The organism is Aliikangiella aequoris (genome assembly GCF_053709105.1).
Genome location: NZ_CM132298.1, coordinates 2,239,020 through 2,263,683, shown reverse-complemented (window position 1 = coordinate 2,263,683; position 24,664 = coordinate 2,239,020). Strand labels below are relative to the sequence as shown.

The following is a 24,664-nucleotide window of genomic DNA, read 5'->3' as shown; positions in this document are numbered from 1 at the left end:
TAAGCGCTTCGATCACATTAAGGCCAAATAGTTACTTAATTGAGTAGAAGAAGAGCTTGGAAAAATCCTTTGGATACACATTCAACGACTAAATTAAAAGTCCAATCGGGTTATTTGAGGTGTCTAAGTACTAATTAAACTTCTAATCTAGGTTATATTTTTATCTTATTAGTGACACTGCTTCTTTTAACCGAGTAACTGATTTAAATAGACAGGCCAAAAAATAGTTTACAAAGCAATCAATTAAGGTTAATGTACTACTTGCTTGGGTGGTGGTTGCTTGGGTGGTTTGCTAATCCCCGTTTGCTAATCCCAGTTTGTTAATCCTAGCTTGTTAAGGCAATTGCCTGATGTGAGTTTATTGGGATAACGGGTGTCTAGCTCATCTAAACTGTTAACATGGGTTTAGCTGCAACAAGTAAGCTCTAATAGTGGCTGCAGAGCATTATATCAAAAGGACTATTTAGGAATTAAATATGAAAGAATTAACCAATAGACAAAGTGAAGTATTTGAGATCCTCAAAAAGTATGTCGAAGAATTCGGTATAGCACCTACTCACGTGGAGCTCGCAGAGCTTATTGGGGTTAGTTCGTCAAAAGCGGCTGCGGATCACCTTAAAGCATTAGAAAAAAAGAATGTGATTAAAATATACGCTGATAAGCCTCGCGGCATTCAAATAATTAACGCAGCAAATGATAACGAGCTGCCGCTCATTGGCTCAGTTGCAGCGGGTCTGCCGATAGAAGCGGTAGAAAATGTTGAGGCATATATCACTATCCCAGAAGTGATTAAACGAAATAAACCGACTTTTTTACTGCGGGTTAGAGGGGATAGTATGATTGATGCCGGAATTTTAGATGGTGATCTTATTGCGGTACGCAAAACCAGTACTGCTGAAGTAGGCCAAATAGTCGTCGCTAGAATAGACGACGAAGTCACAGTTAAAACTTTGCGTCGAAGTGGCAATAACGCAGTTTTAGAGCCTGCCAACGAAAGTTATGAACCGATTGTACTGCCTGCTGAAGATTTAGCCATAGAAGGCAAGTTTGTTGGTCTAATCCGCGCTTAATTAAACCTAAAGCAAGAATTTTGGCTGTTAAGGCTGCTGTTACGAATGCCCGTGTTCCTCTAAATAGGGGCATTTTTCTTCTTTTGGCTGGATTTATTCAATCAATCCGCTAGAATAGCCGCCAATTCAAATGTTGGTTGGTTTTTGTTCTATGAAGTTTATTATTAAGTTATTCCCCGAAGTTATAATCAAAAGTAAGCCTGTTCGTAAAAAGCTGATTGCTCAGCTAAAGAAGAACTTACGCAAACTTTTGTCAGAAATCCATCCAGCGATCGAAGTTTTAGGCTCATGGGACTATGTCGAAGTAAAAATTGATGAAGCACTAGATTCCAGCCTAATGTCGAAACTTTCAGAAGAAACGCTAGAAGTATTACGCAACACACCTGGAATTGACTTTATCCTAAGTGTGAAGTCTCATCCTTTCAGCTCATTAGAAGACATAGCCGAAGTTGCTGTTAATGAATACGCTCCGCAGATTAAAGGAAAGACATTTTGTGTGAGAGTTAAGCGCTCGGGTAAGCACGCTTTCAATTCTATTCAAGCCGAACAAAAAGTTGGTGGGGCATTGCTCGCTAATAGCGAATCGAATGGGGTTCAACTCAAGAATCCAGAGTTCACTGTGTCTTTAGAAATAAAGCAAGATAAGCTGTTAACGATTCAAAAAAGAACTCAAGGGCTTGGTGGGTTTCCTATGGGGCAGCAAGAATCTTGTGTTAGCTTAATTTCTGGTGGTTATGACTCTTCTGTAGCAACTTATTTAATGATGAAACGGGGAATACGGACCCACTTTTGTTTCTTTAATTTGGGTGGAATGGCCCACGAAGTTGGAGTTAAACAAGTTTCTCATTATTTGTGGAAGCGTTACAGTGCTTCTCATCGAGTGCTTTTTATTACTATTCCGTTTGAAGAAGTGGTCAATGAAATATTAAAAAGTATTCACCACTCACAAATGGGTGTGGTGCTTAAGCGTATGATGCTACGTGTAGCAGAAAAAGTCGCCCAAGAGTTTAATGCGCCAGCGTTAGTTACTGGCGAGTGTGTTGGTCAGGTATCGAGTCAAACTTTGACTAACTTATCCGTGATTGATAAAGCCGTAGACACTTTAACTTTACGTCCATTAATTACTATGGATAAGCAAGATATTATTTCTTTGTCTCGACAAACCGGGACAGAAGAATTTGCTGCTGTAATGCCTGAATACTGTGGAATTATTTCAGACAAACCAACGACTTGTGCAAAACTCGACAGGATAGAGCATCAAGAAACTAATTTTGACTTTAGTATTTTAGAGCAAGCATTTGCGGATAGAAAAGTAGAGAATATTGATCAGATTTATCAAACGGATAAAAATTTGGATAATATCGATATTGTCTCTATGCCTGATAGCGACGATATTATTATTGATATTCGCCACCCCCACGAGCTTGCCTCTAAGCCATTATTTTTAACAAAGAATGAAGTGCTTTCTATTCCATTTTTTAAATTATCGAATGAGTCGGCTAAGCTTAACAAAGAGAAAACCTATTTACTCTATTGCGACAAAGGAATTATGAGTCAGTTGCAAGCTGAAACTTTAAGCTCGCAAGGGTTTGCCGTTAAAGTTTACCAGCCTGCTTAATTAGGCTTAGCCACGCGGCTGACATTTTAGTTTTTTGTTGGTCGCTCCTTCGTGAAAACCGTCGCCATTACTGTCTTTAGAGTGTCGGATTCGACCCGATTTAGTAATAATTAAAGCCCTAGATAATTTAGGGTGTAATTGGTGGCATAGCTCAAAGGTCCCATTTTGGTGATTAGTAATACCTGTTTGGTGCCATTGAAAAGAGTCTCTTTTGCCAAACGCTCTCCAACGTAAGCTGAGGTTATCATCGTTAAGTTGGTTAAGTTTCAAAAGCACGTCACTGTTGTTAAATAAGCGATCTTCATCTTTGTCGAAAAAAATTAAATATCCCTTGGACCAGTTTTGTGTGCACGTTCGCCCATCATTGCTTGGGCATAGAGTCACTTTCTTGGTATTTGTAATGGCCATTTTTCGGGCATACTGAAGGCTCGATTTCAGATTAAGTAACACTGAGATGGTTGCCTGTTTCTCTATGAATAACGTTAGTTTGGGTACGGCATAACCAAATAAAACGACGAAAATTGATAGGGCAATCATTAAATCTATCAGCGTAAAGCCTCTTGTTTGATAAGATGCCATGTTAAAGTCCTTTTCATTGCTTTTATTATGAATTGTTATAATAGTTAACAATGGAAAAAGGAACTAATGGCGAATCACTGAAGTTTTATTGAGAGATTAAGTTAATTTCTATACGAGAAAATTAAGTTGCGAAGTAAGCAAAAAACCATCGTTTTAAAAGATAATAGCAAATTATAATAATCACTATTTTAAGAGCTTGAAATTTATAAATAATTGCATTAATAGATTTTCTCAAATTGCAATAATTTGTATTCTAATTTAAAGCGTCGCAGTTCCCCATGTAACGAAAATAAAAACGGCTTATCTCATTATTAGCGGTAAGTATTGGTTGATACTCAGTGATTATCAAGGCACTAAAATCATTATTACTCTAAGGATAGCTTTTTTAATTTGTAACGCATGGCTCTAAAACTTATACCGAGAATTTTGGCTGCTTGCGTTTTGTTTCCTTCGGCTTCTTCCAGTGCCTTTATAATTTCTTGTTTTTCTATAGACTCTAAATACTCATCTAAACTGATGTCGTTTCTTGCCGGTAGGCGTTCAGGTAGTGACGCTGGACTGTTAGGCTCATTTGGCAGCTCGTTAGTTATATTTAAATCAGATTCTGTGATTACTTTTCCGGTGCAGAGCGTTACGGCGCGCTCTAAAATGTTTTCTAGCTCGCGAATATTACCAGGAAACGTGTACTGTTTTAGCTGGTTAAGTGCTTGTTGATCGAGTGAGGGCTTGTCTACTTGATGCGTGCGAGCTAGTTGCTCCAAAAAATAGTCGGCCAGTTTAGGTATATCGTCTTTTCGTTCGCTGAGCGGTGGTACTTTTAATTCTATGACATTGATGCGGTAAAATAGATCTTGGCGGAAAAGATCTTGTTCAACTTGTTTCATTAAGTCGCGATGACTCGCGCTTAGTATGCGTACATTAAAGGTAATTTCTTTTTCTGCGCCAACTGGCCTTACCGATTTTTCTTGAATAGCTCTTAAAAGTTTAACTTGCATATTCGTTGGAAGCTCGGCAATTTCATCTAAAAACAAGGTGCCACCATCGGCTAATTGAAATAAGCCTTTTTTATCACTGACTGCGCCAGTAAAACTGCCTTTTTTGTGACCGAAAAATTCGCTTTCCATGAGTTCAGACGGAATCGCACCACAGTTTACTGGAATAAAAGGCGCTTCTGCTCTTGGGCCTTTGTAATGGATTAACTTTGCAACGAGCTCTTTACCTGTGCCTGACTCGCCATTGATATAGACCGGCGCTTGGCTACGAGCGAGTTTTAGAATAGTTTGTTTTAGCTGTTTCATAATTGGCGTATCGCCAATTAGCTGCTTTTTATTTTTGCTGGTTAATTTTTCAGTAGTTGGCTGGTTAACTTTTAGTGCGCTATTAATGAGTTCGCGTAAAGCGTTCAACTCTACCGGCTTAGATACAAAGTCAAACGCACCGGCTTTCATCGCTTCTATCGCAATTTCCATATTACCGTGTGCTGTAATCAACGCGACAGGTAAGTCAGGGAGATTGGCTTGAATGTACTCTATTAGTTCTAAACCATCACCGTCCGGCAGCCTCATATCGGTTAGACACACATCGAAATGCGTTTCTTTTAAATGCGCGTAAGCTTGCTTTAAGTTTTCTGCTTGACGCGTTTCAATTCCCATACGAAGCAAGGTAATTCCCAGTAGTTGTAAAATGTCTGGTTCGTCATCGACAATTAGAGCTAACGGTTTATGCTGCATTTTCAATCCAATTTTTCACATTTATGCTTGGGTTAAGTTTGCTACTGAAAAGCTAATTCTGAAACATGCGCCGCCACTAGTCAGCGGAATATAGTTAAGTCTAGCACGGTTCACTTCGCATAGCTCTTTTGATAAGTATAGCCCTAGTCCAGTCCCAGAGCGTGAGGTAGTAAAAAATGGCTCAAATATTTTTTCTGCGACTTCTGGGGAAATACCATCGCCTTGATCAATCACATCTAAAAACGCGGTATGTGTTTGTGGTTCCACTCCTACCATAATAGTAACAGTTGGTTCTCCGGTTTTTTGTTCACTATACCTTGCTGCATTATCAATAAGGTTAGTTAAAATTTGTGATAGCTGACTAACGTCAAAGTGAACGATTAAGTTCTGCGATTGAAACAGTGTTTTTATTATCGGTTTAACTTCTTTTCCACTGGCGTATTCTTGCAACATTATAGGTAAGTAGCGAGATAAATTAAGCTCTTTCACTTGAATGGGTTTTCGCTGAGAAAGCTTCATAATATTTTCTATAATTTCGTTTACCCGCTGGGTATTATTTTGAATAATTTCTACAAGCCCTATATTTACTGGGTCAATCTCTTCTGACTCTTTCATTAATTGAGCTGCATGACTAAGCGCACCCAATGGGTTTCTAATTTCGTGAGCGATAGAAGCTGTAAGACGGCCAAGAGAGGCTAGCTTTAGACTTTGTGCTTGCTGATTTAAAAAAGTCGTGTCTTCTAAGAATATAATTGCATTATCTTTATTTTCGCCAATTGCAGAAAAGTTAGGCAGTAAGTTTGGACCCGTTGCTGTATTTCTAAATGTTTTTGAGCGGTAACTATTCTTTCTACGCCATAGGTTAAGTTGCCTTGCCAGTGGTGTAGAGACTTGTTCTAATCGTCTTGATTTAGTTGATTCCGGCATTCCAAGATGAATCCATGCTGCTCGATTGATGAGCCTAATGGCATTGCCTGAGTCAACCACCAATACCCCGGTGGACATAAATTGAATAATTTCTTCATTCAATTTTTCCATGTTTTCTAAGCCTTTTTTTGAGGCTTTTGCCATGGATTCTGTTTCGATTACTTTTTTAGACAAATAAAATGAGAGCAGGCTAGTGGCCATAAATGTCATAGAAAGTATGCCGACCTGGGCAAAATTATTATGCTCTGGTTGGTAAGCTAAATCGGAATAAAGCTCTTCACCAAGCAATGCAAAAGAGGCTAGTATAGAAAAACCTAATGCAGCAGGGTTTCCAGTTAGGATGCTAGCAGCGGAGGTACTTACTGCGATTAAAACGCCCATGCCACTGGCTGCGCCGCCACTGGCGTGCATCATCATAATAATTAAAACAATATCGATAAGCACTTGAACTTCGAGCTGCAAATAGTAAAACTTTTTAACTAAAAAACTAACGGTAAAGGTGCTAAGTGCATAAAATAGGAAAGAGATAGAAGTGACATAATAAAGGTTAGGATTACGAGTTCCTAAAATATTTAATTCAGTGTTCATTAAAAACACTAAAAATAAAAGCAAAGCAAGTACGACTCGATAGCTTGTAAATATTTGTAATGCTCGCCACGAAGTAGAAAAGGGCAATTCTGGAGAAGCTAAAGCTGACATTCTAATTCCTGTCCGTTTTGCTCAGTTAAACATGAAATGCTAATTTTATTTTTGAGCGCATTGTCGTTGCTTTTATCTTTTCTCATTTTAGTTTTCTTATCTATTAGCTTAGCGATTATTAATCGTAAATTGTTGGTATCGGTTTACGCTTATGTTGTGTTCGAATAAAAATTTCGGTGAGTTTTAGTTTTACCGCTGCAGGAACACTTTTACCTTCTAAAAAGTCGTCTATTTCCTCATAACTAATGCCTAAAGCCGATTCATCTGTTTTACCTGGGTTTAAGCTTTCTAGGTCGGCAGTGGGGGCTTTGTTAACGAGTGGTTCTGGTGCGCCTAAATGAGTTGCAATTTGGCGCACTTGCCGTTTGTTTAATCCAAATAGCGGGGCGAGATCGCAAGCGCCATCTCCCCATTTAGTGTAAAAGCCAGTAATGTTTTCCGCAGAGTGATCGGTTCCTATCACTAAACCGCCAAGTAAGCCCGCCACATTATACTGTATGGTCATCCGCGCGCGCGCCTTAACATTACCTTTGTTAAAGTCTAAATGAGCGCTACTAAATTGACTTTTGGGTGAGGCTAATAGCACCTTTTCTGTTTCTGCATGAAGAGCATCTGCGCCTGGGCCAATATTAATACTATAGCTCTGGCTGGGTTGAATAAATGACAGAGCCAATTGTGCGTCAGCTTCGTCTGCTTGGGTGTGATAAGGTAGTCTTAGCGCTACAAACTGAAATGGTTTCGTTTCTTCCGCTGCGGTATCTTGGTTGAGTTGTTCAACCGCCAATTGTGCGAGCCGCCCACAGGTTGTTGAGTCAATTCCACCGCTAATTCCAAGTACCAAATGACGCTGGCCAGAGCTTAAAAGTGTTTTTTTAATAAAGGCGATTCGCCTTTCAACTTCCTGCTGCGGGTTAATTTTAGGTAAAACTTTCATTTCTTGAACAATTTGTTGCTGCATGTCCACGCTTGACTCTCTTAAATGATTAATTGTCATTAAATTTAGGCTTATGTTAGCATATTCGGCAAGTATGTCTGTATTTTCAAGGCGTTATAGTCAATTATTTGTCTTTAATTGTGCTTAAAGTTGTGCTTAAAGATAACTTTTATCAGCCTTGATATATAGACGGCTAAGCTGAATTAAACGATAATATTAGTCAGGACACACCAATAGTCTTGTTAATCAGCACATTGAGTAATTTTTCGGGAGTGCTCATGGGTGACGAGTTTTTAAAGGTAAATAATGAAAAAAATAGAAGCAATAATAAAGCCATTTAAGTTAGATGATGTAAGAGAAGCGTTAAGCGACGCGGGAATTACCGGTATGACTGTCACCGAAGTTAAAGGTTTCGGGCGTCAAAAGGGACATACTGAGCTTTATCGAGGCGCTGAGTATATGGTTGATTTTTTACCAAAAACTAAAATTGAAATTATTATTGCCGATGATTTACTCGATTTGTGTGTAGAGACCATTATGGACGTTGCAAGAACCGGCAAAATAGGCGATGGCAAGATATTTGTTACCGAAGTGCAAAAGATTATTCGAATAAGAACGGGCGAAGAAAACGAGAGCGCAGTTTAAACTGCTCTACAATCTAGCATAAAAAAACGGCAACTTGAGGTTGCCGTTTTTTGTGGAAGCGATTTTTTATTGTTGCCAATTAGTTATTGGCCAGTTTGAAATCTGGGTAGTTTAAAAGTAATACCTTACGGGCATTTTCGGCCATTTCAGGTAATTCCAGCAGCTCATAGGCGACAACCATCATTTGTAGTGCATAAGGAATAGAGGGTGTTTGCGGGTAATGGTCCACGACATAGCTCGCTCTGGCTGCCGCAGCTTGGTAAGCTTCGCGCTTCATATAATAGTTTGCCACGTGAAGTTCGTATTCCGCGAGACGGTTTCTAAGGTAAATCATTCGTTTTTGCGCGTCTCTAGCGTATTTACTGTTAGGAAACAGTCGAACTAGCTCTGCGAAATCATCAAAAGATTGACGGGCTGTAGCGGCGTCTCGTTCCGAAAGCGGGGCAGAAAAAACCTCTTTACTAAAACCTGTTTCCGACGAAAAGTTAATTAGTCCTTTCATGTAGTAGGCATATTCTAAATCTTTATGTCGAGGGTTTTGACGAATAAAGCGATCGGCTGAGGCGATACCAGAAGCAAAATCACTTAAGCGATAGTAAGAGTAGATTAAGTCAAGTTGAGCTTGATGAGAGTAGGCTCCAAAAGGGTATAAACTATCAATTCGCTCTAAATATTGGACCGCACTACGAAAGTTGCCTGATAACATTGAATACTTAGCTTTTTCATAAAGCTTAATTGCATTATTGATTCGCTGAGCTTCATGGGTTGTTGCCGTGTTGCTTTGGCACGCGACTAAAGTGCTTATCATTAGCAGGAATGTTACTATTTTTACTATTCTCATTGATTCTCAATGCCATTTAATTGATTTTTTTACTATCAAAAATAAAGATTTTTGATAACTGATGTTAAACTTAAGCTTAAATGTACTGTTAGTTGGCATATTGCCAATTATAAGTGATTATATTTTAATCAATTGATGCGTTTAATGACATCAATCACTACTTTAACGCGATATTTTACCTCACAGGGTTATTAATCGCCAGATTAACCAATCTAATAAGGCCATCATAGTGACAAAAAGTTCACTCGAACCATCACAAGACGACCCGCTGCAAACTATTGAAGTGGAGAAACAACTCGCAGGGGAACGCTTGGATAAAGCGCTTGCGTTTTACTTTCCTGATTTATCACGCTCTAGGCTACAGGCTTGGATAAAGAACAATCAAGTTAAAGTTGATAATACGGTGATAAATAAGCCTAAATTTAAATTGTTAGGTGGTGAAACTTTAGAAGTCGAGACGAGTTTAGAGGATCAGGGAGAATGGCAGGCTACTGAAATGCCACTCAACATTCATTACCAAGATGACAGCTTGATAATTATCAATAAGCCTGCAGGTTTAGTCGTTCACCCAGCCCCGGGACATTACACAGACACTTTAGTGAACGGGCTTCTATTTCACTTTCCAGAGCTGAGAAAGCTGCCTCGAGCTGGTATTGTGCATCGTTTAGATAGAGATACTACCGGTTTATTAGTAGTCGCCAGAACCGCTGAGGCGCACAACCATTTAGTTGCACAGCTGCAAGAGCGGCATTTTGAACGAGAATATGTGGCTTTAGTGCATGGAGTGATAGTTGCGGGTGATACGATTGATTTGCCCATGGGGCGTCACCCAGTTAGTCGCAAAAAAATGGCAGTTGTTGCTAAGGGCGGAAAAACTGCGATTACGCACTTTAGGATTACACAAAAGTTTCATGATTTTAGTTTAGTCCAAGTCAAACTTGAGACTGGCCGAACCCATCAAATTAGGGTGCATTTTGCGCATTTGAAACATCCCTTGGTTGGTGATCCTATGTATGGACTACGCAATCAAAAGCCAAAGGGTATGAGCGAGGCTTTTGTGAAAGTGTGGGATGGTTTTAAGCGTCAAGCTTTGCACGCTCGATCATTGGGGTTAACTCACCCTAAAACGGAAGAGTGGATCGCTTGGGAGTGCGATATTCCCACCGATATGCAAACACTTTTTGCTGCAATCAATCAGCATGACCAATCTTTATCTAAGTAAATGATAGAGTTTATTCAACCCGATTGGCCTGCACCACAAAAAGTTTGTGCATTTCAGACTACTCGAAATGGCGGCGTGAGTAAGGGGCATTATAATAGTTTAAACCTCGCTCACCACGTCGCAGATGATGTGACAGCGGTAACGCAAAACCGCACTTTGCTCAGTCAACAATTATCACTTCCTAGCGCGCCGTTTTGGTTGCAGCAAGTCCATTCAAATCAAGTGGTAAACCTTGATAATATTTCTAGTCCCTCCGCCGGCAGTATAACTGCCGACAGTTCGTATTCAACTAAGCTAAATAAAGTATGCGTGGTGATGACGGCCGATTGCCTACCTATATTGCTAACCACAAAAGATGGCAGTTGGGTTGCAGCTTGTCATGCCGGGTGGCGCGGGCTACTTAATGGAATTATTGAAAATACAGTCGCTACCAATACAACGGGTGGGGCTGGCTTAATGGCCTGGATTGGTCCAGCTATCTCACAGCCTAATTTTGAAGTCGGTGCTGAGGTTTACAGCGCTTTTACAGATTTAGATTGTGACTACGGTCAGTTTTTTAAAGCCAATGACAAGGCTCGTTTTTGGTTCGATTTAATTGGTTTAGCGCGCTTTAAATTAACCCAATTAGGCTCTGATGTTTATGGCGGTCAATTTTGTAGTTATGCTCAACCTGAACGTTTCTATTCTTATAGAAGGGATTCGCAAACGGGAAGAATGGCGAGTCTTATTTGGCTGGCCAATTAATACTGATGAGAATTAAGTTTTGATTAGTTTTATTATTCTATTTTTTAGCTTGATTGGCGTCTTAGTTCTACTTGGTAAAATTAATAACGAGGTAGATTGGGGAAGCCGTGGTGCTAATGTATTAGACGGTTTAATTCGGTTGTACTGTCGACGTTTTCATCGTTTAGGAACGCAGCGAATTAATTTTCCAGAGAATAAACGTTTTATCTTAGCGCCAAACCATATTTCTGGTATTGACCCATTTATTTTAATTGCAGCATCCAACCGCCCAATACGTTTTATGATAGCGGTAGAAGAATATAATAAGCCCGTCTTAAATTGGATGTTTAAAGCCGCAGGCTGTATTCCTGTCGACCGCAGTGGTCGTGTTGAAAAAGCTTTTCGAAGTGCATTAAGAGCGATAAAAAATGGTGAAATCGTCGCTCTTTTTGCGCAAGGCGGAATTCATAGTGAAGCAACACCTCGTAAAATAATAAAGCCTGGTATTATTCGATTAAGCCAGCTAACTCACAGTGACTTACTGCCTATTCAAATAACCGGAGTAGGCGCGCCCGGAACGGTTTTCGCCTCGGTGGTTAAACCAAGTCAAATTAAAATAAGCCAACATAGTTTAGTTTCTTATAAAAAAATTGCTCAGCCAGAGATAAAACTCAGTTTGTCTCAATGGCTACTCGGCAACATTGATAAAATTGAAGCTTAATTCAAGCAAACTAGAGATTTTCTGTTATCTCACTCATAGTTTTATTATCAATGACAACTTGATTTGTTTGAGTTAGCCCCCATCAATTGATTATTAATTCAATTTTTATATTTAGGTGATAACCATGAGAATGGACAAATTTACCAGTAAATTTCAGTTAGCAATTGCTGACGCCCAGTCGATTGCCGTTGGCCGAGACCATCAGTTTATAGAGCCAGTACACTTAATGTCGGCACTGCTTAATCAAGAAGGCGGCAGTGTAAGGCATTTATTTACTCAAACCGGTATTAACTTACACAGCTTACGTAGCCAATTGAGCGAAGCCTTAGAGCATATCGCCCAAGTTGAGGGAGCTCCTGGCGATGTGCACATTTCGAATGAGTTAGCGCGGTTACTAAACCACTGTGACAAGTTAGCTCAACAGCGTAAAGATCAGTTTATATCGAGTGAACTCTTTTGCCTTGCGGCACTTGAAGACAAAGGCGAGCTTGGCAGAATTTTAAAAAGTTTAGGCGCCGATGCGAAAAATTTAGAAGCGGCAATTGAACAAGTAAGAGGTGGTGAAGCTATTAATGATCCTAATGCTGAGGAGCAACGTCAAGCTTTAGAAAAGTTCACTATTGATTTAACTGAAAGGGCAGAGCAAGGTAAGCTCGATCCCGTGATAGGGCGAGACGATGAAATTCGCAGAACCATACAAGTTTTACAGCGCCGCTCTAAAAATAATCCAGTGCTTATTGGTGAACCAGGCGTTGGTAAAACAGCCATAGTTGAAGGTTTAGCACAGCGCATTATTAACGGAGAAGTACCCGAGGGCTTAAAGCAAAAAAGAGTATTATCGCTTGATATGGGCGCTTTAATTGCCGGCGCAAAATACCGCGGCGAGTTCGAAGAAAGGTTAAAAGGCGTGCTCAATGACTTAGCTAAACAAGAAGGCCAAGTAATCTTATTTATCGATGAACTGCATACTATGGTAGGCGCAGGTAAATCAGAAGGTTCGATGGATGCGGGCAATATGTTAAAGCCTGCGTTAGCTCGTGGTGAACTGCATTGCGTTGGTGCTACCACGTTAGATGAATATAGAAAATACGTAGAAAAAGACGCGGCTTTAGAGCGTCGCTTTCAAAAAGTGCAAGTTGGTGAACCAACAGTAGAAGATACTATTGCTATTTTGCGTGGCTTAAAAGAGCGCTACGAAGTTCATCATGGGGTTGATATTACCGACCCTGCCATTGTGTCTGCAGCAATGCTTTCGCACCGCTATATTTCTGATAGAAAATTGCCTGACAAAGCAATTGACTTAATTGATGAAGCGGCGAGTTTAATTCGAATGGAAATTGACTCTAAACCTGAACAAATGGATCGTTTAGAGCGCAAGTTAATTCAACAAAAAATTCAAAGGGAAGCATTGAAAAAAGAAAGTGATGAAAACTCGCTTGCTCGCTTAGCCGAACTGCAAGAAAAAATTGAAGTAATGGAAAGAGAGTTTTCTGAGTTGAACGAAATATGGAAAGCGGAAAAGGCGGCGCTACATGGAACTCAATCGATTAAGTCTGAATTAGAAAGGGCTCGTATTGATCTAGAAGCTGCTCAACGTGCCGGTGATTTAGCTCGAATGTCAGAGCTACAATATGGTCGTATTCCTGAATTAGAACAACAGCTTGATATGGCTAGCCAAGTCGAAATGCAAGATATGACTTTGTTACGCAATAAAGTCAGCGAAAATGAGATAGCCCATATAGTTTCTAAATGGACTGGTATTCCGGTTGAAAAAATGTTGCAAGGCGAGCGTGAAAAATTGTTGAAAATTGAGGCGCATTTGCATTCTCAAGTAATAGGGCAAGAAGAAGCGGTATCTGCGGTATCTAATGCTGTTCGTCGCTCTCGCGCTGGCTTATCTGATCCGAATCGACCCAATGGCTCGTTTTTGTTTTTAGGCCCCACGGGTGTTGGTAAAACAGAACTTAGTAAAGCTCTCGCCAAATTTCTGTTTGATTCGCAAGATGCTTTAGTTCGTATTGATATGTCAGAGTTTATGGAAAAGCATAGTGTTGCACGTTTAATTGGCGCACCTCCAGGATATGTAGGCTACGACGAAGGAGGATATCTGACAGAGCTAGTCAGACGTAAACCTTATTCAGTTATCTTACTTGATGAAGTAGAAAAGGCGCACCCAGACGTATTTAATATTTTACTTCAAGTGCTTGAAGACGGACGTTTAACTGATGGACAAGGACGCACGGTAGACTTTAGAAATACGGTTATTATTATGACATCTAATCTAGGCTCGGATCTTATTTTAGAATCAGCTGGAGAAGCCCATTATGATAAACTAAAGTCAAAAATAATGAATGTTATTGGTGACTACTTTAGACCAGAGTTTATTAACCGAATTGACGAAACGGTTATTTTCCACTCTTTAGAGCGTAATCATGTTATTGAAATAGCAAAAATACAGGTGGCGCAATTAATTGCACGTTTAAAAGACAACGCAATAGATTTTGAAGTGACTAATGAAGCGCTGGCCAATATTGCCGAAAAGGGGTTTGATCCAGTTTACGGTGCACGTCCATTAAAGCGTGCGATTCAACAGTGGATTGAAAATCCCTTAGCGGAAAAAATATTGTCAGGTAGCTACGATACAAGCAAACCTATCATTTTAGATTTGTTTAATAACGAACTAGTGTTTAAATAATTAGACAGACACAATTAAAAGGTGATTCTCTAGGCCTTTGAAAGCTTGTTGGTTCTATCAACACCTTGGTTTATCCAGTCTGTTTTGGATAAATCAAGGTGTGTTGAATAAATCAATGTGCCGAAGAAGGCATAGCTAGATAAGGCTTAGCTGGACAGGCTTAGCTGGATAGGTCTTAACTCAATCTGAAATTTTTGGTTGAGCGAGCTTAATATGATCAGTCAATCTAATTTCGGCCGCAATCTTATTGCGGACATTGGCAATACTTTATAAGACTGATAGCATCACAAAAACGACAGTGAAGTAAAAATCTATTTAATAAAAAGCAGACCCTCAAATTATTCTAAAGTTTATCTAACGGGCTCAGTGTTCCAGATGGATTTCGATTGAGCACGTGAGTATAAATTTGAGTAGTTCTTACGTCGTTGTGACCGTGAAGTTCTTGGACCGTTCTTTTATCAGCTCCCATATCTTTCGGGTGTTTGAGGTTATAAAAATGGATATACCGCTTAATCCATTGAACATAAGTTTTTTCAGTTTGATAGGAATAGTGTAAAGCACGAGTTTGAGTTCGAACTAACCACATGAATTTTGGTTTTTGTGATTGACTCATTTTTACTTCCTTGTATTAATGAATATCTAAAAATGCTGCATACAAGTAGCGTTAAATCAAGGCTGATTTTCTTACTACGCCAGAAAAGCTATCTAAGTTGCTGATATAAAAAGAATATCCTATTTATGCTATGGAACATTATTCGAATAAAAGTTAAATAAAAACGACGCGATTTCAAAGAGATCGCTCTATCTTCTTGATTTAATTTAAAAAAGTATTTCTACACCAAAGTGTTTTTGCGTATTATTGTCATTTACTGAAAAGAATAAGCTGTTAGGGACACAAATGAATAAGCTCTCCTGTATTTTATTCATAGCTCTATTTTCATTTGCTACTGAGGCTGCCGAATACGGAAAATGGATTCCCGCTGCCAAATATACTCATGTTGAAGAGTATTCGCCTGCACTAGAAGTGGCCAAAAAGTGGGCGCTGGAAAAGTACAATCCAGAAAAAGATAAAATTAGCTTTGAGTTTCGTATAAGACCAGCCAAAGAGGGATACGAAGTCACCGTAGACAATCTCTACCATACGGAGAGCGGAGAGTTTGCAGTAGCTGTAGATGGCGAAATGTGTCTCTATCTTGATAAGAATTTTAAACTAAAGAGAGTCAAGCAATGCATGGCTCCCTAACAAGAAACAGCAGAAATATCAGTGCCAAAAGCGCACTGAATTCTGTGTAAAGCGTTAAGGCTCAAAATGAGTAATCGTGTACAAACAGACAGAGCATACAATCTCTTAGAGAATCCATACTCATATCCGGGTATGGTCGACCGCAAGAATATAGCGGAAAATTTGAGGTTGTGGGTTTATCCGTCTTTTGAACCATTTGTATCTTTTACGTTGGCTCATCAAAAAAATGAATACTTTGTTCGCAGAGTAATTTGGGACCATAGAACAAAAACTATGACAGATGAGCCTCAGACATATTGTGGAGAGGTGCGAGTCGAAAAGTCTGTGTTAGAAGATATGAGTTCAAAATTATCACGAATAGAACTTAAACCATTTGCTCTTTCGGATTTAATTGGAATTGATGGTATACGTTGCGGCATTGAGTTTGGTGATTACTGCTTGACGACAAAATTAAGTTGGTGGGATGCGGCGATTCCAGAAAACTGGAAAGCTCTACAAGAGTGGCATTCTGAATATATAAATAAATTAAATGGGCTGTTTTCTCAATCAAGTATTGATATAGAAGCAGCCTTAACAAGTGCGTGAATTTGATTCGGCGAGAAAATGCCTCTCTAATTACGCGAGCGTTATGCGCCAAATGAGAATCGCATGAAATATCTGGCTTTTTTATTTTTTTCCTTAATCTCTACGAAAGCACTGGCTGGTTGTTTCGTAGATTTAACACGTGAGAATATTTCTTTAAATGTAGAGCGCTTATCGGAGTCTGAAAAAGCCGGAGGGAATCACGGATACATGAATACCCTAAAAATTCAGGTATTGAGTGAATACAAGGGCGCGCCACTTGAAACAATGCTGCTTACAAAAGGCGAGGTAGCTGAATTTTGGTTTCCTATTGCCTTTACAGTCACGGACGGCATTGCTACAACAACCTTAACCGGTTACGAGGAATCATTAGAAGATTTAGAAATGGCATTCTTTTACACAGATAAGGAATGTACTCTTAGTACACAAATTATGTTGTAATCGCATAACAAACGGCTTCAGCGCGAAGCCCAACACTCCAGTTGCCTTGTGTTGGTTCGCTGCGCTCCCAATTTAACACAAGGCAACTTCCGCGTTTTGCTCGGCTGAGCCGGGCGTTATGCTCAAAAAAATATGAATAGAATAATTTGCATTGTGCTCATGTCAGTCTTACTTTCTGGTTGCCCAGCTACCTTTAATGCGCTCCTCAAAAATAGCTCAGGTAATGAAATTATTTTCGTACCCCCATTTGAAACTAGCTTTAATTGGCGCATTGAGTCAGGCGGTTCAGAAAAAGTAAATTGGTATCAAGGCTGCATTACAATCGAAAATGAAAACGGGGTTCAATATTTTTCTGGTTGGCCCATACCTGACAATGTTGTTACAAATGGTTGGTTTAGTTCTACTCTTAATGCAATATACAAAGACAATGAGCTTTACTTCAAAACACTAGATGGTCAACTCATCAAAATTAACAAGCTAAGCTCATGCAACTAAGCATAACACATATGAGCCGTTCTCTAGTCAATAAACAAAAGTAATTAATTTCGGTTACCTCAGTAACCAAATACTAGTTAATCAGTAATATCATCTACTTCGTCTGTCGTTTGAGCTGTGAAGTCAATTGCTTACCGCAAACACATATAGAGGCTCTCTTACTTTGTTCTCAACAATGCCTGCTTGGTACTTTCCATAGAGTTTAGCAGGGGCACTAGACATTCATCGGTTAACCTTATAAAGGCACTATTCAAGATTAGGGTTTAATTTCATTATCCAGTTATTACCAGGCTCAGTTAAGGTGTAAACAATCTTACTCATTAAATTAAAAAGCACGCCAATGAGGTGGCTAATCAAGGCAGTTGGGCTCTAGCTTTTGGTGTATAAAGTTGAAATGTTAAGTTTAAAACCAGTCAGCAGACATCAATTTTAATCACACTCTGCATACGTCCAGTTAGGCGTTGCGCTCACCTCATTGCGTGACTAACTCTTCAGAAATTTTTGTTCATCAAATACCGTTTCGTTTTTCAACATAAAATAAACACATCGCCCAAGCTTGTGAGCAAGGGCGGAAAGTGCTTTAGCTTTAGACATTCTTCGTTGTAACTTAAGCAAGTATCCTTGCGCGTTCTTGTTTCCTCTTAAATATAAAACCGCCGCTTCAGAGAATGCCCATTTAAGATGAGCATTACCTATCTTATTTCCTTGCGTTCCGTACGTTTTGCCAGCGGATTCAGCTTTACATTTCACTAACCTGCAATAAGAAGCAAATTTTTGTACTGACGGAAACCGGTTGATATTGCCAACTTCATAGATAATGGTAAGAGCAAGAATTCGCCCAACCCCTGAAATGCTTTTTAATATATGTAAATGAACCGGATTGTGTTGTTTGGCTTGCTGTTCAATAAACCATTCAATTTTACTTAATTGCTTAGCGTAACAATCGAGCACAGCCATATCCAAATCAATATTGCGTTGTACTACAGGGTTATCAAATGTTGACATAAGTTTTTCACGAGCTGAGATATTTTTTAAGTTAACTTTGTTGGGCGGTAAGTTGTATTGGCTAGTTGTATTAACGACATGTGCTTTTAGATGTGCACCGTGGCGTACTATTTTCATTCTTCGTCGGAGCAGATCTCGCGTTGCTCGTTTCTCTTTTGGGTAAACGTAGGCTAATGGGAAGTTTCCACCTCGAATGAGATTAGCGATCTTGAAAGAGTCGATACGGTCGTTTTTAGCCTTTCCACCGTGAATAGCTTTCATATAAAGCGCATGACCTAGAATAAAGTCAATGGCGTGTTCCTCGCAAAAGTCAGCGACCCAATACCAGCAATGCATACATTCGACACCGACAACTACCTCGCCGATATAAGGTTCAAGAAGGGCTAGTAGACTTTCCGGATTAGCACTTATCTCTTTATGCAGAAGGGTCTTACCGTCTTGATCGATAATACACACGTAAAGTGATCTAGCATGTAAATCAATTCCGCAGTAATATGGGTGCATGTTATTGTAAAAGTTCATTGGGCTTCTCCTTTTGGTTTGGTTGCCTTTAGTTTAGCCGAAATGGTTAAACTGGGGAGAAGGCTCAATGATTATCAAGTTGCTCAAGTCGGATTGCGGTAAACTGTCACCTTGTTTGCATAGAAACGCAAACAAGCCGCCACTTCACCGCAACCGCTTAGCAAAGCGTTAGAGAAACTATGAGACTATCGATTACTTTACTTTTATTGTTCGCATCTTTAAATGCATCAGCGTGTAGGCCCAGTTTAAATGGGATACTTTTGGATATGGAAAATGCTGTAGATGTATATGTTGGGCGTGTTACAGGCTTTAGAAATGTGAGCTTTGAAGAATCGCTTCAAGATGATGGTGATTCCGAGGTAGTTCGAATACCGTCAATATACAAGATGCGTGTCTTTATTACTCAAACATTGATGGGTAAAGCCGAGAAAGTAGTCGAAGCTAATAGTACTCTGTGCAAAGAGCATTATGATATTCGAGAGAAGGTTTATATCTTTAGCAATTCGAATGAAGAATATACGTTTGCGATAAGCGAAGATGACCTAAAATCGAATTTTGTGGACATATTCAAACAATTCTCTAACCAGTCAAAGCAGTAGATGAACTACTGTTTGAGGCGTTAAAAACACTATGAGAAATTGCCTTTTACTTTTAGCCATAGCATTTGCTTTTCCAGCTAAAGCACAGATTGAACCTAGCAAGGTAGATCCGAGTCTTGCAATTGTTTCGCAAGGATTTGGATTTCGTGTGTTAGTTTACTATGTATGCTCACCTGAGCACTGTTGGAATGAAACTTATTTACAGTCTATTTCCTTTGGAGAAAAAAAGGGACACCCACAACTTTTTCAAAAAACATCTCAAGATAAATTTGACGACGACGCGAGTTTTTATTAGTTTGGTTTAAAAGGATATCAAACTAGAAGGAATTTCAACGATGACTCGCGCTCGCAATTCAATAATTGATTTAGCTTCAACCACTTATTATCACTGTATCTCTCGTTGTGTTAGGCGCGCATTTTTATGTGGCGAAGATAAATTCTCTGGAAAGAATTTTGAGCATCGAAGAAGCTGGATTGTCGAGCGAATAGCCTATCAATTAGATTCATTTGCCATTGAAGTGGCGAGTTACGCCATTATGTCAAACCACTATCACCTTGTGCTTAGAGTCGATGACGACAAAGCCAAAGGCTGGAGTGAGGCCAATGTTATTCGGCGCTGGAAACGACTCTATAAAATTCCGCCTGTGGTACAACAATATATTAAAAACCCAAGAGCGAAAGGTATCGCTGAAGTAGCTCAAGGTATGATTCAAAAATGGCGAGAGCGACTGATGGATATCTCTTGGTTTATGCGCGGTTTAAATGAGTACCTAGCCAGAGAAGCAAATAAAGAAGATGATTGCAAAGGTAGATTCTGGGAGGGCAGATTTAAGTCCCAGCCGTTACTTGATGAAGCCGCAGTCATCACCGCAATGGGTTATGTCGATTTAAATCCCATCCGAGCCAAAATGGCGAAAACGCCAGAAAAATCTGAATTCACTTCAATTCAACAACGAATTAAACAACAACAAAAAGCCAAAGTTCAAACCCCAATTCCCTTAATTAAACTCACCCAATCAAAGCAAAAACATAAAAATGCAATTAACGTAACCCAACAAGACTATATCGAACTAGTTGACTGGCTAGGTCACGCGATACTTCCCACAAAACGAGGTTATATTGAGAGCGATACACCGCCAATACTAAACCGACTTAATCTCCATGCTGAGGAGTTTGTTTCGTTAATGAAACAGAAAGACGATTTATCGCAACTCAGCGTCATTGGCTCTCCCAGTGCGATTACGCATTTTATGGATGTAGCAGAAAGGAAGTTAGTCAAAGGGCTTTCTACAAGTCAGCGATTGTTTCTTTAGCAAAACAACATTTCATCAACTCGTAATACAATAATCAGCTTGGCTGAGGCTTAGTGTTTTTCGTAATTTAATATTTAACCGCAATATGTCTTGAATGAATCTAATTCGATAAAATTATTCTCATAAAACGCAGACTAGCAGGCTAGGGCGCTTTAAAGTTATGGTGTGGTGTTGTAGTATTAGGCAGGAATAGAAATGGATGTCCTGTTCCTTAATGGTGTGGTGTTGTAGTATTAGGCAGGAATAGAAATGGATGTCCTGTTCCTTAAAGCAACAAGAAACAGTTACTGTCTGCCTCAACTTTTACGGCATTAAAAAACTATTAGGTTCGCTTTCGGTTTTCCGTGAGCTAAAAAAGATTAATATACTAATTCCCAAAAATAGTGAGCATTGGTCAGAGCCAGATGAAGAAGACGATTTCTATTCTCACTATATTGCTTTCAGTGCTACCAATGAAATTATAAAAAGCTTGCTATGGTGTGCGTGTGCCTCAGATTTTGGTTACATCGAGCCAAACCCAGGTGTAGTTGTTTACCTTTTCAACTTCGACCAAGAAGTAGTAGTATTTCCATACGATGATCGAGGCATGGATGTTGTTGGTAACAACCATTCTTTTCTCAAATCACTGTATACAGAGTTCAACCAATATTTGTTGGGCTACGACCGCGAAAGCATGGAGGCTACGTTCAATGAAAGCTCTTAACAAGGCCAGCCAGCATCGCTCCCTGCGGTCGCTGGACCTCGTTTCACTCGGCCGCTGCTGGCGGCGTTAACCCAATGAAGGAAGTCATGGAATCATTAGCACTAATAGGTCAGGCCGTAGCAATTGTTGCTGCTTGTTGGGCAATCATCTCTGGTGTTGGGGCTTGGAAGCGCGAATTTATTGGTAAAAGAAGAATTGAGCTGGCAGAAGAAATTTTAGCTTCATTCTTCGAAATTAAAGATGCAATTTCGTATATTAGAAATCCTTTTTCGAGTGGAGAAGAGGGGAAAACTAGAAAGAAGGGAGAGAATGAATCCAAGGAAGAGGAAGAGCTTCTTGATAGAGGTTATATCGTTTTCGAGCGTTATGAGAGTAGAAAGGATGCTTTTGTAAAGTTTAATACACTCAAATATAAATTTATGGCATCTTTTGGGCAAGAGTCAGAAGAAATCTTTATTGAATGCAATCGTACTCTCAATAGCATCTTTATTTCAGCTAGACAGCTCGCAACACACTATTGGCAGCGTCAGGGCAAAGTAAAGATGAAAGATGATGAGTTTCAACGTCATCTTGCCGAAATGCATCGTCATGAAGGGGTCTTTTGGGATCGTATGGATGACGATGATGAAATCAGAAATAAGTTAGAAGTTCTTCAGCAAAAGTTAGATGACCTTACAAAACCATGCTTCGAAGAACCTATGAAAACATATTCAATTTTTACAACAAGATGGTTTGTGAGCAAGGATCGTATGAAAGAGAGTAAGGATAATAGGACAGACAACTTCATAAAACACCTGCTCCATATTGAAGAAAAGGATCTTTGTCTTAAGTTTATATTTGATCATGTACGTAACTACGGAATATCCGCCTCTGTAATGGTGGCTGGCTTCTATTTGTTCGCGAACGGAGCCGTAGTTAATAATTTTCCCGGCGCTGGTATTGTATTCGGATCTTTATTGCTGCTTTTAGGCTTCTTGTTAATGGTTTTTAATTTGATTCAGCCAATATGGGCAATGGTGCAATATAAAGTAAAAATGCTTCCCTATATGATTTCTAGCATAGTGCTATTTCTAGCTGCAAGTGAGTTGGTATGGGTTTTTATAAAGCAAGCAATGAGCAAGTAGGGGTTAACACCTATATGACCGGATTAGTCAAAGAACAATAGAACACTATAATCTCCAATTTAATATCAGAAATCGATAAGAGTATCCTATTTGTTACTACTAACGATAATTTCATTAACGGTTAAAAAGACTGTACCAAACACCTATTGAGAGTCAGTCTGAATATTGTTGTACTTAATTACTAACATATCCAGATGTCTTAGCTTTACTAAGACGCTACTAGAAATTTATCGGTTACCCTTAGTTCTGGCGCTTCAAAAATCGGGCTTGTAAAATATATCCAGTTATCAATCACTCAGGCAAGGGGCAGCCACAAAAAAAATATTCGTAAGATGGATGGCATGCTCTGTCTATTCAAGACGAAGGGCTCGGCAATTTTTCATCATGCAAAGAGTAAGCTCATAGCTTAATCAGGTTACTTTGCTTTTGATCTTTTTGCTCAGCGTCACCAGTTATAACTTAATAGCTCAAGCATGCCATCCAAAACCCATTAATTAGTTCGGAAGAAATAGTTCATATCAAATACATCATTCCTTTTCATCATAAAGTAAATAGCAAAAACGGGGACACCCACAACTTTTTCCCAGCGCTGGTCAAAGAAAAGACAAAAGTCACCGAGCCACCGGCTTGTCCCCAATGCGGTGAGCATCATTGGTGCTTTATAGGGACGATGGTCCGATGGTTCTGGCAGCCAGGTTGACGGATTAACAGCAGGGCGCACGCGTTTTTAGACGCAGTTAACTTCTGTGGGGGCTCGCTTGCGCTCACACAAAAAACATGGCATCTTAGGCAGCATAAATAGACATTATTGATGGAATAAATACGCCAAGAAAGGATGCAAAAACGAATAGCCCGCCTCACACGGTTCAATCGGCCTTCTCACTTAGCTAACAAAACCCATTAATAAAGTATTAACTTCTGTGCCAGCGCGGCACAGTCCAACAGGCATTTATATTGAACGGACTGATGTTCAACATAAATGCTAAATAGTTATGCTTCATAAAGTTTTATTAACAAAAGTAAGGAAAAAAGTATGTTTAGAAAGATGTTTTGGGGTGCGGCAATTATTTCAGGTGCCTTGTTGACGGGTTGTGCTTCTGTTCCTATGGAGAGCAATGAAGCTTCAAATGCAGCTAAAGAGTTTAATGCACCCTCGGAAGGAAACGCTGGATTATATATTTATAGGGCTGGTGGTCCGGGCGGTGCGCTTAAAAAGGATATTTGGGTTGATGATAAATGTGTGGGTCAATCTGCTCCCAATGTCTTTTTCTACGAAGAGGTTATGGGAGGTCAGGAACACAAGGTATCCACTGAGTCGGAATTTTCGCCTAACGACCTAATGGTTAATACCGAAGTTGGAAAAAACTATTTCATTAATCAGTACATTAAAATGGGTGTATTTGTTGGTGGCGCTAACTTAAAGCTAGTTGATGAAGAGGTAGGGAAAAAGGCTGTTTCAAAATTGAAAATGGCAGTTAAAGGTAATTGCAGCAAATAGCATAACAAATATGTGCAGGGGATAGCCGTAAGCTGTCACCTTTTGTGTTTGCACACAAAAGTCGCCAACTTATGCCTACCCCTGACATAGGCGTTACGGCTAGTTAGGATTTGGTGAAAACTATTAAATATTACTTTCTAATATTGTTTCTTCTTTTACTTGGCTGCGAGTCAGAATATGCTCCTTCTCTGACTACTGAGCAAGCTGTTTACGAATCGTTATTTTTAGAAATACAAGGGGACGCCATTTCTAGCTATTACCTTGTTGAGCAAACGGAAGCATCTTGGTTTAAGAGTAATCCTCTGGAAGAATTTGAATGGAGAGGACTTCTTCAAGATAAAAAAGATGTACCATTTTCTGTGGTTCGCAGCCTTTACAGTCGGAATCAAAAATCTGAAAAGTTGAATTGGATACCTGTAATCACGAACGCTCAATTGCTGCCGAGCAAATATGTAGATTTGAATTCAGAGAATAGAGATGAACTTTGCTTAGTTCCAGGTGAAGAGCCACATATAGGTGTTGGAAGAGATGACCGTTTTTATCGACCATATTACACAGTATCACGTGTCGGCTTTTCAAATGATGGAACTTTTTCTATAGTAAAGCTCTCAAAAAAATGTGCGCCAATGAGTGGTGCTGGCGAGTTTTTCATATTGTTAAAGCTTGAAGATAATAGCTGGAAATATCTAGGTGAGAGAACGCTGTGGATATCGTAAAACGTAATCAGTATGTGAA

General features: G+C 39.5%; 25 protein-coding genes. 18 read left to right on the top strand and 7 right to left on the bottom strand.

The window, feature by feature from the left end:
• Nucleotides 1-476 precede the first annotated feature (476 nt).
• A complete protein-coding gene (gene lexA, locus ACUR5C_RS09800) occupies nt 477-1,070 on the top strand; it encodes a transcriptional repressor LexA (protein WP_454464940.1) in 594 nt (197 codons plus the stop codon).
• A 151-nt stretch (nt 1,071-1,221) separates the two neighbouring features.
• Nucleotides 1,222-2,688: a tRNA uracil 4-sulfurtransferase ThiI gene (gene thiI / locus ACUR5C_RS09795; RefSeq protein ID WP_454464939.1), complete on the top strand. Its 1,467-nt coding sequence runs from the start codon at nt 1,222-1,224 to the stop codon at nt 2,686-2,688.
• 6 nt (nt 2,689-2,694) lie between these two features.
• Here the strand turns inward: thiI and ACUR5C_RS09790 are convergent, their stop codons facing one another.
• The 4 genes from ACUR5C_RS09790 to nadE all read right to left on the bottom strand — a co-directional run bounded on the left by ACUR5C_RS09790 (nt 2,695) and on the right by nadE (nt 7,617).
• Complete coding sequence (locus ACUR5C_RS09790; RefSeq protein WP_454464938.1) at nt 2,695-3,267, bottom strand: GspH/FimT family pseudopilin; 573 nt, start codon at nt 3,265-3,267, stop codon at nt 2,695-2,697.
• Nucleotides 3,268-3,632: 365 nt separating this feature from the next.
• Nucleotides 3,633-4,997, bottom strand: a complete 1,365-nt coding sequence (locus ACUR5C_RS09785; protein ID WP_454464937.1) for a sigma-54-dependent transcriptional regulator — start codon at nt 4,995-4,997, stop codon at nt 3,633-3,635.
• A gap of 21 nt (nt 4,998-5,018) precedes the next feature.
• A complete protein-coding gene (locus tag ACUR5C_RS09780) occupies nt 5,019-6,623 on the bottom strand; it encodes a sensor histidine kinase (protein ID WP_454464936.1) in 1,605 nt (534 codons plus the stop codon).
• A 118-nt stretch (nt 6,624-6,741) separates the two neighbouring features.
• Nucleotides 6,742-7,617 carry an NAD(+) synthase gene (gene nadE, locus ACUR5C_RS09775; RefSeq protein ID WP_454464935.1) on the bottom strand — a complete coding sequence of 292 codons (876 nt, stop codon included), beginning with the start codon at nt 7,615-7,617 and terminating at the stop codon, nt 6,742-6,744.
• Nucleotides 7,618-7,863: 246 nt separating this feature from the next.
• Here nadE and glnB point away from each other — a divergent pair, with 246 nt between their 5' ends.
• Nucleotides 7,864-8,202, top strand: coding sequence for a nitrogen regulatory protein P-II (glnB, locus tag ACUR5C_RS09770; RefSeq protein WP_454464934.1), 339 nt, complete (start codon nt 7,864-7,866; stop codon nt 8,200-8,202).
• A gap of 79 nt (nt 8,203-8,281) precedes the next feature.
• Here glnB and ACUR5C_RS09765 read toward each other — a convergent pair whose 3' ends face one another.
• Nucleotides 8,282-9,043: an outer membrane protein assembly factor BamD gene (locus ACUR5C_RS09765; RefSeq protein ID WP_454464933.1), complete on the bottom strand. Its 762-nt coding sequence runs from the start codon at nt 9,041-9,043 to the stop codon at nt 8,282-8,284.
• A gap of 229 nt (nt 9,044-9,272) precedes the next feature.
• Between ACUR5C_RS09765 and rluD the strand changes: the two genes are divergently transcribed.
• The 4 genes from rluD to clpB all read left to right on the top strand — a co-directional run bounded on the left by rluD (nt 9,273) and on the right by clpB (nt 14,404).
• Nucleotides 9,273-10,265, top strand: a complete 993-nt coding sequence (gene rluD / locus ACUR5C_RS09760) for a 23S rRNA pseudouridine(1911/1915/1917) synthase RluD (RefSeq protein WP_454464932.1) — start codon at nt 9,273-9,275, stop codon at nt 10,263-10,265.
• The gene (pgeF, locus tag ACUR5C_RS09755) at nt 10,266-11,009 is read left to right on the top strand and encodes a peptidoglycan editing factor PgeF (protein ID WP_454464931.1); all 744 of its coding nucleotides are present in this window, start codon (nt 10,266-10,268) and stop codon (nt 11,007-11,009) included.
• 19 nt (nt 11,010-11,028) lie between these two features.
• Entirely contained in the window at nt 11,029-11,709 is a 681-nt protein-coding gene (locus tag ACUR5C_RS09750) for a lysophospholipid acyltransferase family protein (RefSeq protein ID WP_454464930.1), read from the top strand.
• A gap of 124 nt (nt 11,710-11,833) precedes the next feature.
• Nucleotides 11,834-14,404 carry an ATP-dependent chaperone ClpB gene (clpB, locus tag ACUR5C_RS09745; RefSeq protein WP_454464929.1) on the top strand — a complete coding sequence of 857 codons (2,571 nt, stop codon included), beginning with the start codon at nt 11,834-11,836 and terminating at the stop codon, nt 14,402-14,404.
• Between the two features lie 343 nt (nt 14,405-14,747).
• Here the strand turns inward: clpB and ACUR5C_RS09740 are convergent, their stop codons facing one another.
• Nucleotides 14,748-15,017 (bottom strand): phage integrase N-terminal SAM-like domain-containing protein, encoded by a 270-nt coding sequence (locus ACUR5C_RS09740; RefSeq protein WP_454464928.1) that lies wholly within the window; start codon nt 15,015-15,017, stop codon nt 14,748-14,750.
• A 285-nt stretch (nt 15,018-15,302) separates the two neighbouring features.
• Here ACUR5C_RS09740 and ACUR5C_RS09735 point away from each other — a divergent pair, with 285 nt between their 5' ends.
• The 4 genes from ACUR5C_RS09735 (at nt 15,303) to ACUR5C_RS09720 (ending at nt 17,165) form a co-directional block, all read left to right on the top strand.
• Nucleotides 15,303-15,647, top strand: coding sequence for a hypothetical protein (locus tag ACUR5C_RS09735; protein ID WP_454464927.1), 345 nt, complete (start codon nt 15,303-15,305; stop codon nt 15,645-15,647).
• Between the two features lie 66 nt (nt 15,648-15,713).
• A complete protein-coding gene (locus ACUR5C_RS09730) occupies nt 15,714-16,232 on the top strand; it encodes a hypothetical protein (RefSeq protein WP_454464926.1) in 519 nt (172 codons plus the stop codon).
• 63 nt (nt 16,233-16,295) lie between these two features.
• The gene (locus tag ACUR5C_RS09725) at nt 16,296-16,670 is read left to right on the top strand and encodes a hypothetical protein (RefSeq protein WP_454464925.1); all 375 of its coding nucleotides are present in this window, start codon (nt 16,296-16,298) and stop codon (nt 16,668-16,670) included.
• Between the two features lie 159 nt (nt 16,671-16,829).
• The gene (locus ACUR5C_RS09720) at nt 16,830-17,165 is read left to right on the top strand and encodes a hypothetical protein (protein WP_454464924.1); all 336 of its coding nucleotides are present in this window, start codon (nt 16,830-16,832) and stop codon (nt 17,163-17,165) included.
• 483 nt (nt 17,166-17,648) lie between these two features.
• Here ACUR5C_RS09720 and ACUR5C_RS09715 read toward each other — a convergent pair whose 3' ends face one another.
• Complete coding sequence (locus ACUR5C_RS09715; RefSeq protein ID WP_454464923.1) at nt 17,649-18,692, bottom strand: IS110 family RNA-guided transposase; 1,044 nt, start codon at nt 18,690-18,692, stop codon at nt 17,649-17,651.
• Nucleotides 18,693-18,958: 266 nt separating this feature from the next.
• Between ACUR5C_RS09715 and ACUR5C_RS09710 the strand changes: the two genes are divergently transcribed.
• From ACUR5C_RS09710 to ACUR5C_RS09680, 7 genes are all read left to right on the top strand, one after another.
• A complete protein-coding gene (locus ACUR5C_RS09710; protein WP_454464922.1) occupies nt 18,959-19,291 on the top strand; it encodes a hypothetical protein in 333 nt (110 codons plus the stop codon).
• A gap of 31 nt (nt 19,292-19,322) precedes the next feature.
• Entirely contained in the window at nt 19,323-19,586 is a 264-nt protein-coding gene (locus tag ACUR5C_RS09705) for a hypothetical protein (RefSeq protein ID WP_454464921.1), read from the top strand.
• A gap of 40 nt (nt 19,587-19,626) precedes the next feature.
• Nucleotides 19,627-20,604, top strand: coding sequence for a transposase (locus ACUR5C_RS09700; RefSeq protein WP_454464920.1), 978 nt, complete (start codon nt 19,627-19,629; stop codon nt 20,602-20,604).
• Between the two features lie 253 nt (nt 20,605-20,857).
• Nucleotides 20,858-21,307 (top strand): DUF3885 domain-containing protein, encoded by a 450-nt coding sequence (locus ACUR5C_RS09695; RefSeq protein WP_454464919.1) that lies wholly within the window; start codon nt 20,858-20,860, stop codon nt 21,305-21,307.
• 74 nt (nt 21,308-21,381) lie between these two features.
• The gene (locus tag ACUR5C_RS09690; RefSeq protein ID WP_454464918.1) at nt 21,382-22,431 is read left to right on the top strand and encodes a hypothetical protein; all 1,050 of its coding nucleotides are present in this window, start codon (nt 21,382-21,384) and stop codon (nt 22,429-22,431) included.
• A gap of 1,033 nt (nt 22,432-23,464) precedes the next feature.
• A complete protein-coding gene (locus tag ACUR5C_RS09685) occupies nt 23,465-23,929 on the top strand; it encodes a DUF2846 domain-containing protein (RefSeq protein ID WP_454464917.1) in 465 nt (154 codons plus the stop codon).
• Nucleotides 23,930-24,042: 113 nt separating this feature from the next.
• Nucleotides 24,043-24,645 (top strand): hypothetical protein, encoded by a 603-nt coding sequence (locus ACUR5C_RS09680; protein ID WP_454464916.1) that lies wholly within the window; start codon nt 24,043-24,045, stop codon nt 24,643-24,645.
• Nucleotides 24,646-24,664: the final 19 nt, after the last annotated feature.

Excerpts from the sequence above, each read along its gene's own strand:
- thiI (WP_454464939.1), top strand. The coding sequence starts at position 1,222 with ATGAAGTTTATTATTAAGTTATTCCCCGAAGTTATAATCAAAAGTAAG.
- ACUR5C_RS09720 (WP_454464924.1), top strand. The coding sequence starts at position 16,830 with ATGTCAGTCTTACTTTCTGGTTGCCCAGCTACCTTTAATGCGCTCCTC.
- ACUR5C_RS09695 (WP_454464919.1), top strand. The coding sequence starts at position 20,858 with ATGTCCTGTTCCTTAAAGCAACAAGAAACAGTTACTGTCTGCCTCAAC.
- ACUR5C_RS09685 (WP_454464917.1), top strand. The coding sequence starts at position 23,465 with ATGTTTAGAAAGATGTTTTGGGGTGCGGCAATTATTTCAGGTGCCTTG.
- ACUR5C_RS09790 (WP_454464938.1), bottom strand. The coding sequence starts at position 3,267 with ATGGCATCTTATCAAACAAGAGGCTTTACGCTGATAGATTTAATGATT.
- ACUR5C_RS09730 (WP_454464926.1), top strand. The coding sequence starts at position 15,714 with ATGAGTAATCGTGTACAAACAGACAGAGCATACAATCTCTTAGAGAAT.
- ACUR5C_RS09785 (WP_454464937.1), bottom strand. The coding sequence starts at position 4,997 with ATGCAGCATAAACCGTTAGCTCTAATTGTCGATGACGAACCAGACATT.
- ACUR5C_RS09715 (WP_454464923.1), bottom strand. The coding sequence starts at position 18,692 with ATGAACTTTTACAATAACATGCACCCATATTACTGCGGAATTGATTTA.
- lexA (WP_454464940.1), top strand. The coding sequence starts at position 477 with ATGAAAGAATTAACCAATAGACAAAGTGAAGTATTTGAGATCCTCAAA.
- ACUR5C_RS09690 (WP_454464918.1), top strand. The coding sequence starts at position 21,382 with ATGAAGGAAGTCATGGAATCATTAGCACTAATAGGTCAGGCCGTAGCA.
- ACUR5C_RS09765 (WP_454464933.1), bottom strand. The coding sequence starts at position 9,043 with ATGAGAATAGTAAAAATAGTAACATTCCTGCTAATGATAAGCACTTTA.
- ACUR5C_RS09740 (WP_454464928.1), bottom strand. The coding sequence starts at position 15,017 with ATGAGTCAATCACAAAAACCAAAATTCATGTGGTTAGTTCGAACTCAA.
- pgeF (WP_454464931.1), top strand. The coding sequence starts at position 10,266 with ATGATAGAGTTTATTCAACCCGATTGGCCTGCACCACAAAAAGTTTGT.
- ACUR5C_RS09725 (WP_454464925.1), top strand. The coding sequence starts at position 16,296 with ATGAAATATCTGGCTTTTTTATTTTTTTCCTTAATCTCTACGAAAGCA.
- ACUR5C_RS09710 (WP_454464922.1), top strand. The coding sequence starts at position 18,959 with ATGGAAAATGCTGTAGATGTATATGTTGGGCGTGTTACAGGCTTTAGA.
- ACUR5C_RS09735 (WP_454464927.1), top strand. The coding sequence starts at position 15,303 with ATGAATAAGCTCTCCTGTATTTTATTCATAGCTCTATTTTCATTTGCT.
- ACUR5C_RS09705 (WP_454464921.1), top strand. The coding sequence starts at position 19,323 with ATGAGAAATTGCCTTTTACTTTTAGCCATAGCATTTGCTTTTCCAGCT.
- nadE (WP_454464935.1), bottom strand. The coding sequence starts at position 7,617 with ATGACAATTAATCATTTAAGAGAGTCAAGCGTGGACATGCAGCAACAA.
- ACUR5C_RS09780 (WP_454464936.1), bottom strand. The coding sequence starts at position 6,623 with ATGTCAGCTTTAGCTTCTCCAGAATTGCCCTTTTCTACTTCGTGGCGA.
- glnB (WP_454464934.1), top strand. The coding sequence starts at position 7,864 with ATGAAAAAAATAGAAGCAATAATAAAGCCATTTAAGTTAGATGATGTA.
- clpB (WP_454464929.1), top strand. The coding sequence starts at position 11,834 with ATGAGAATGGACAAATTTACCAGTAAATTTCAGTTAGCAATTGCTGAC.
- ACUR5C_RS09700 (WP_454464920.1), top strand. The coding sequence starts at position 19,627 with ATGACTCGCGCTCGCAATTCAATAATTGATTTAGCTTCAACCACTTAT.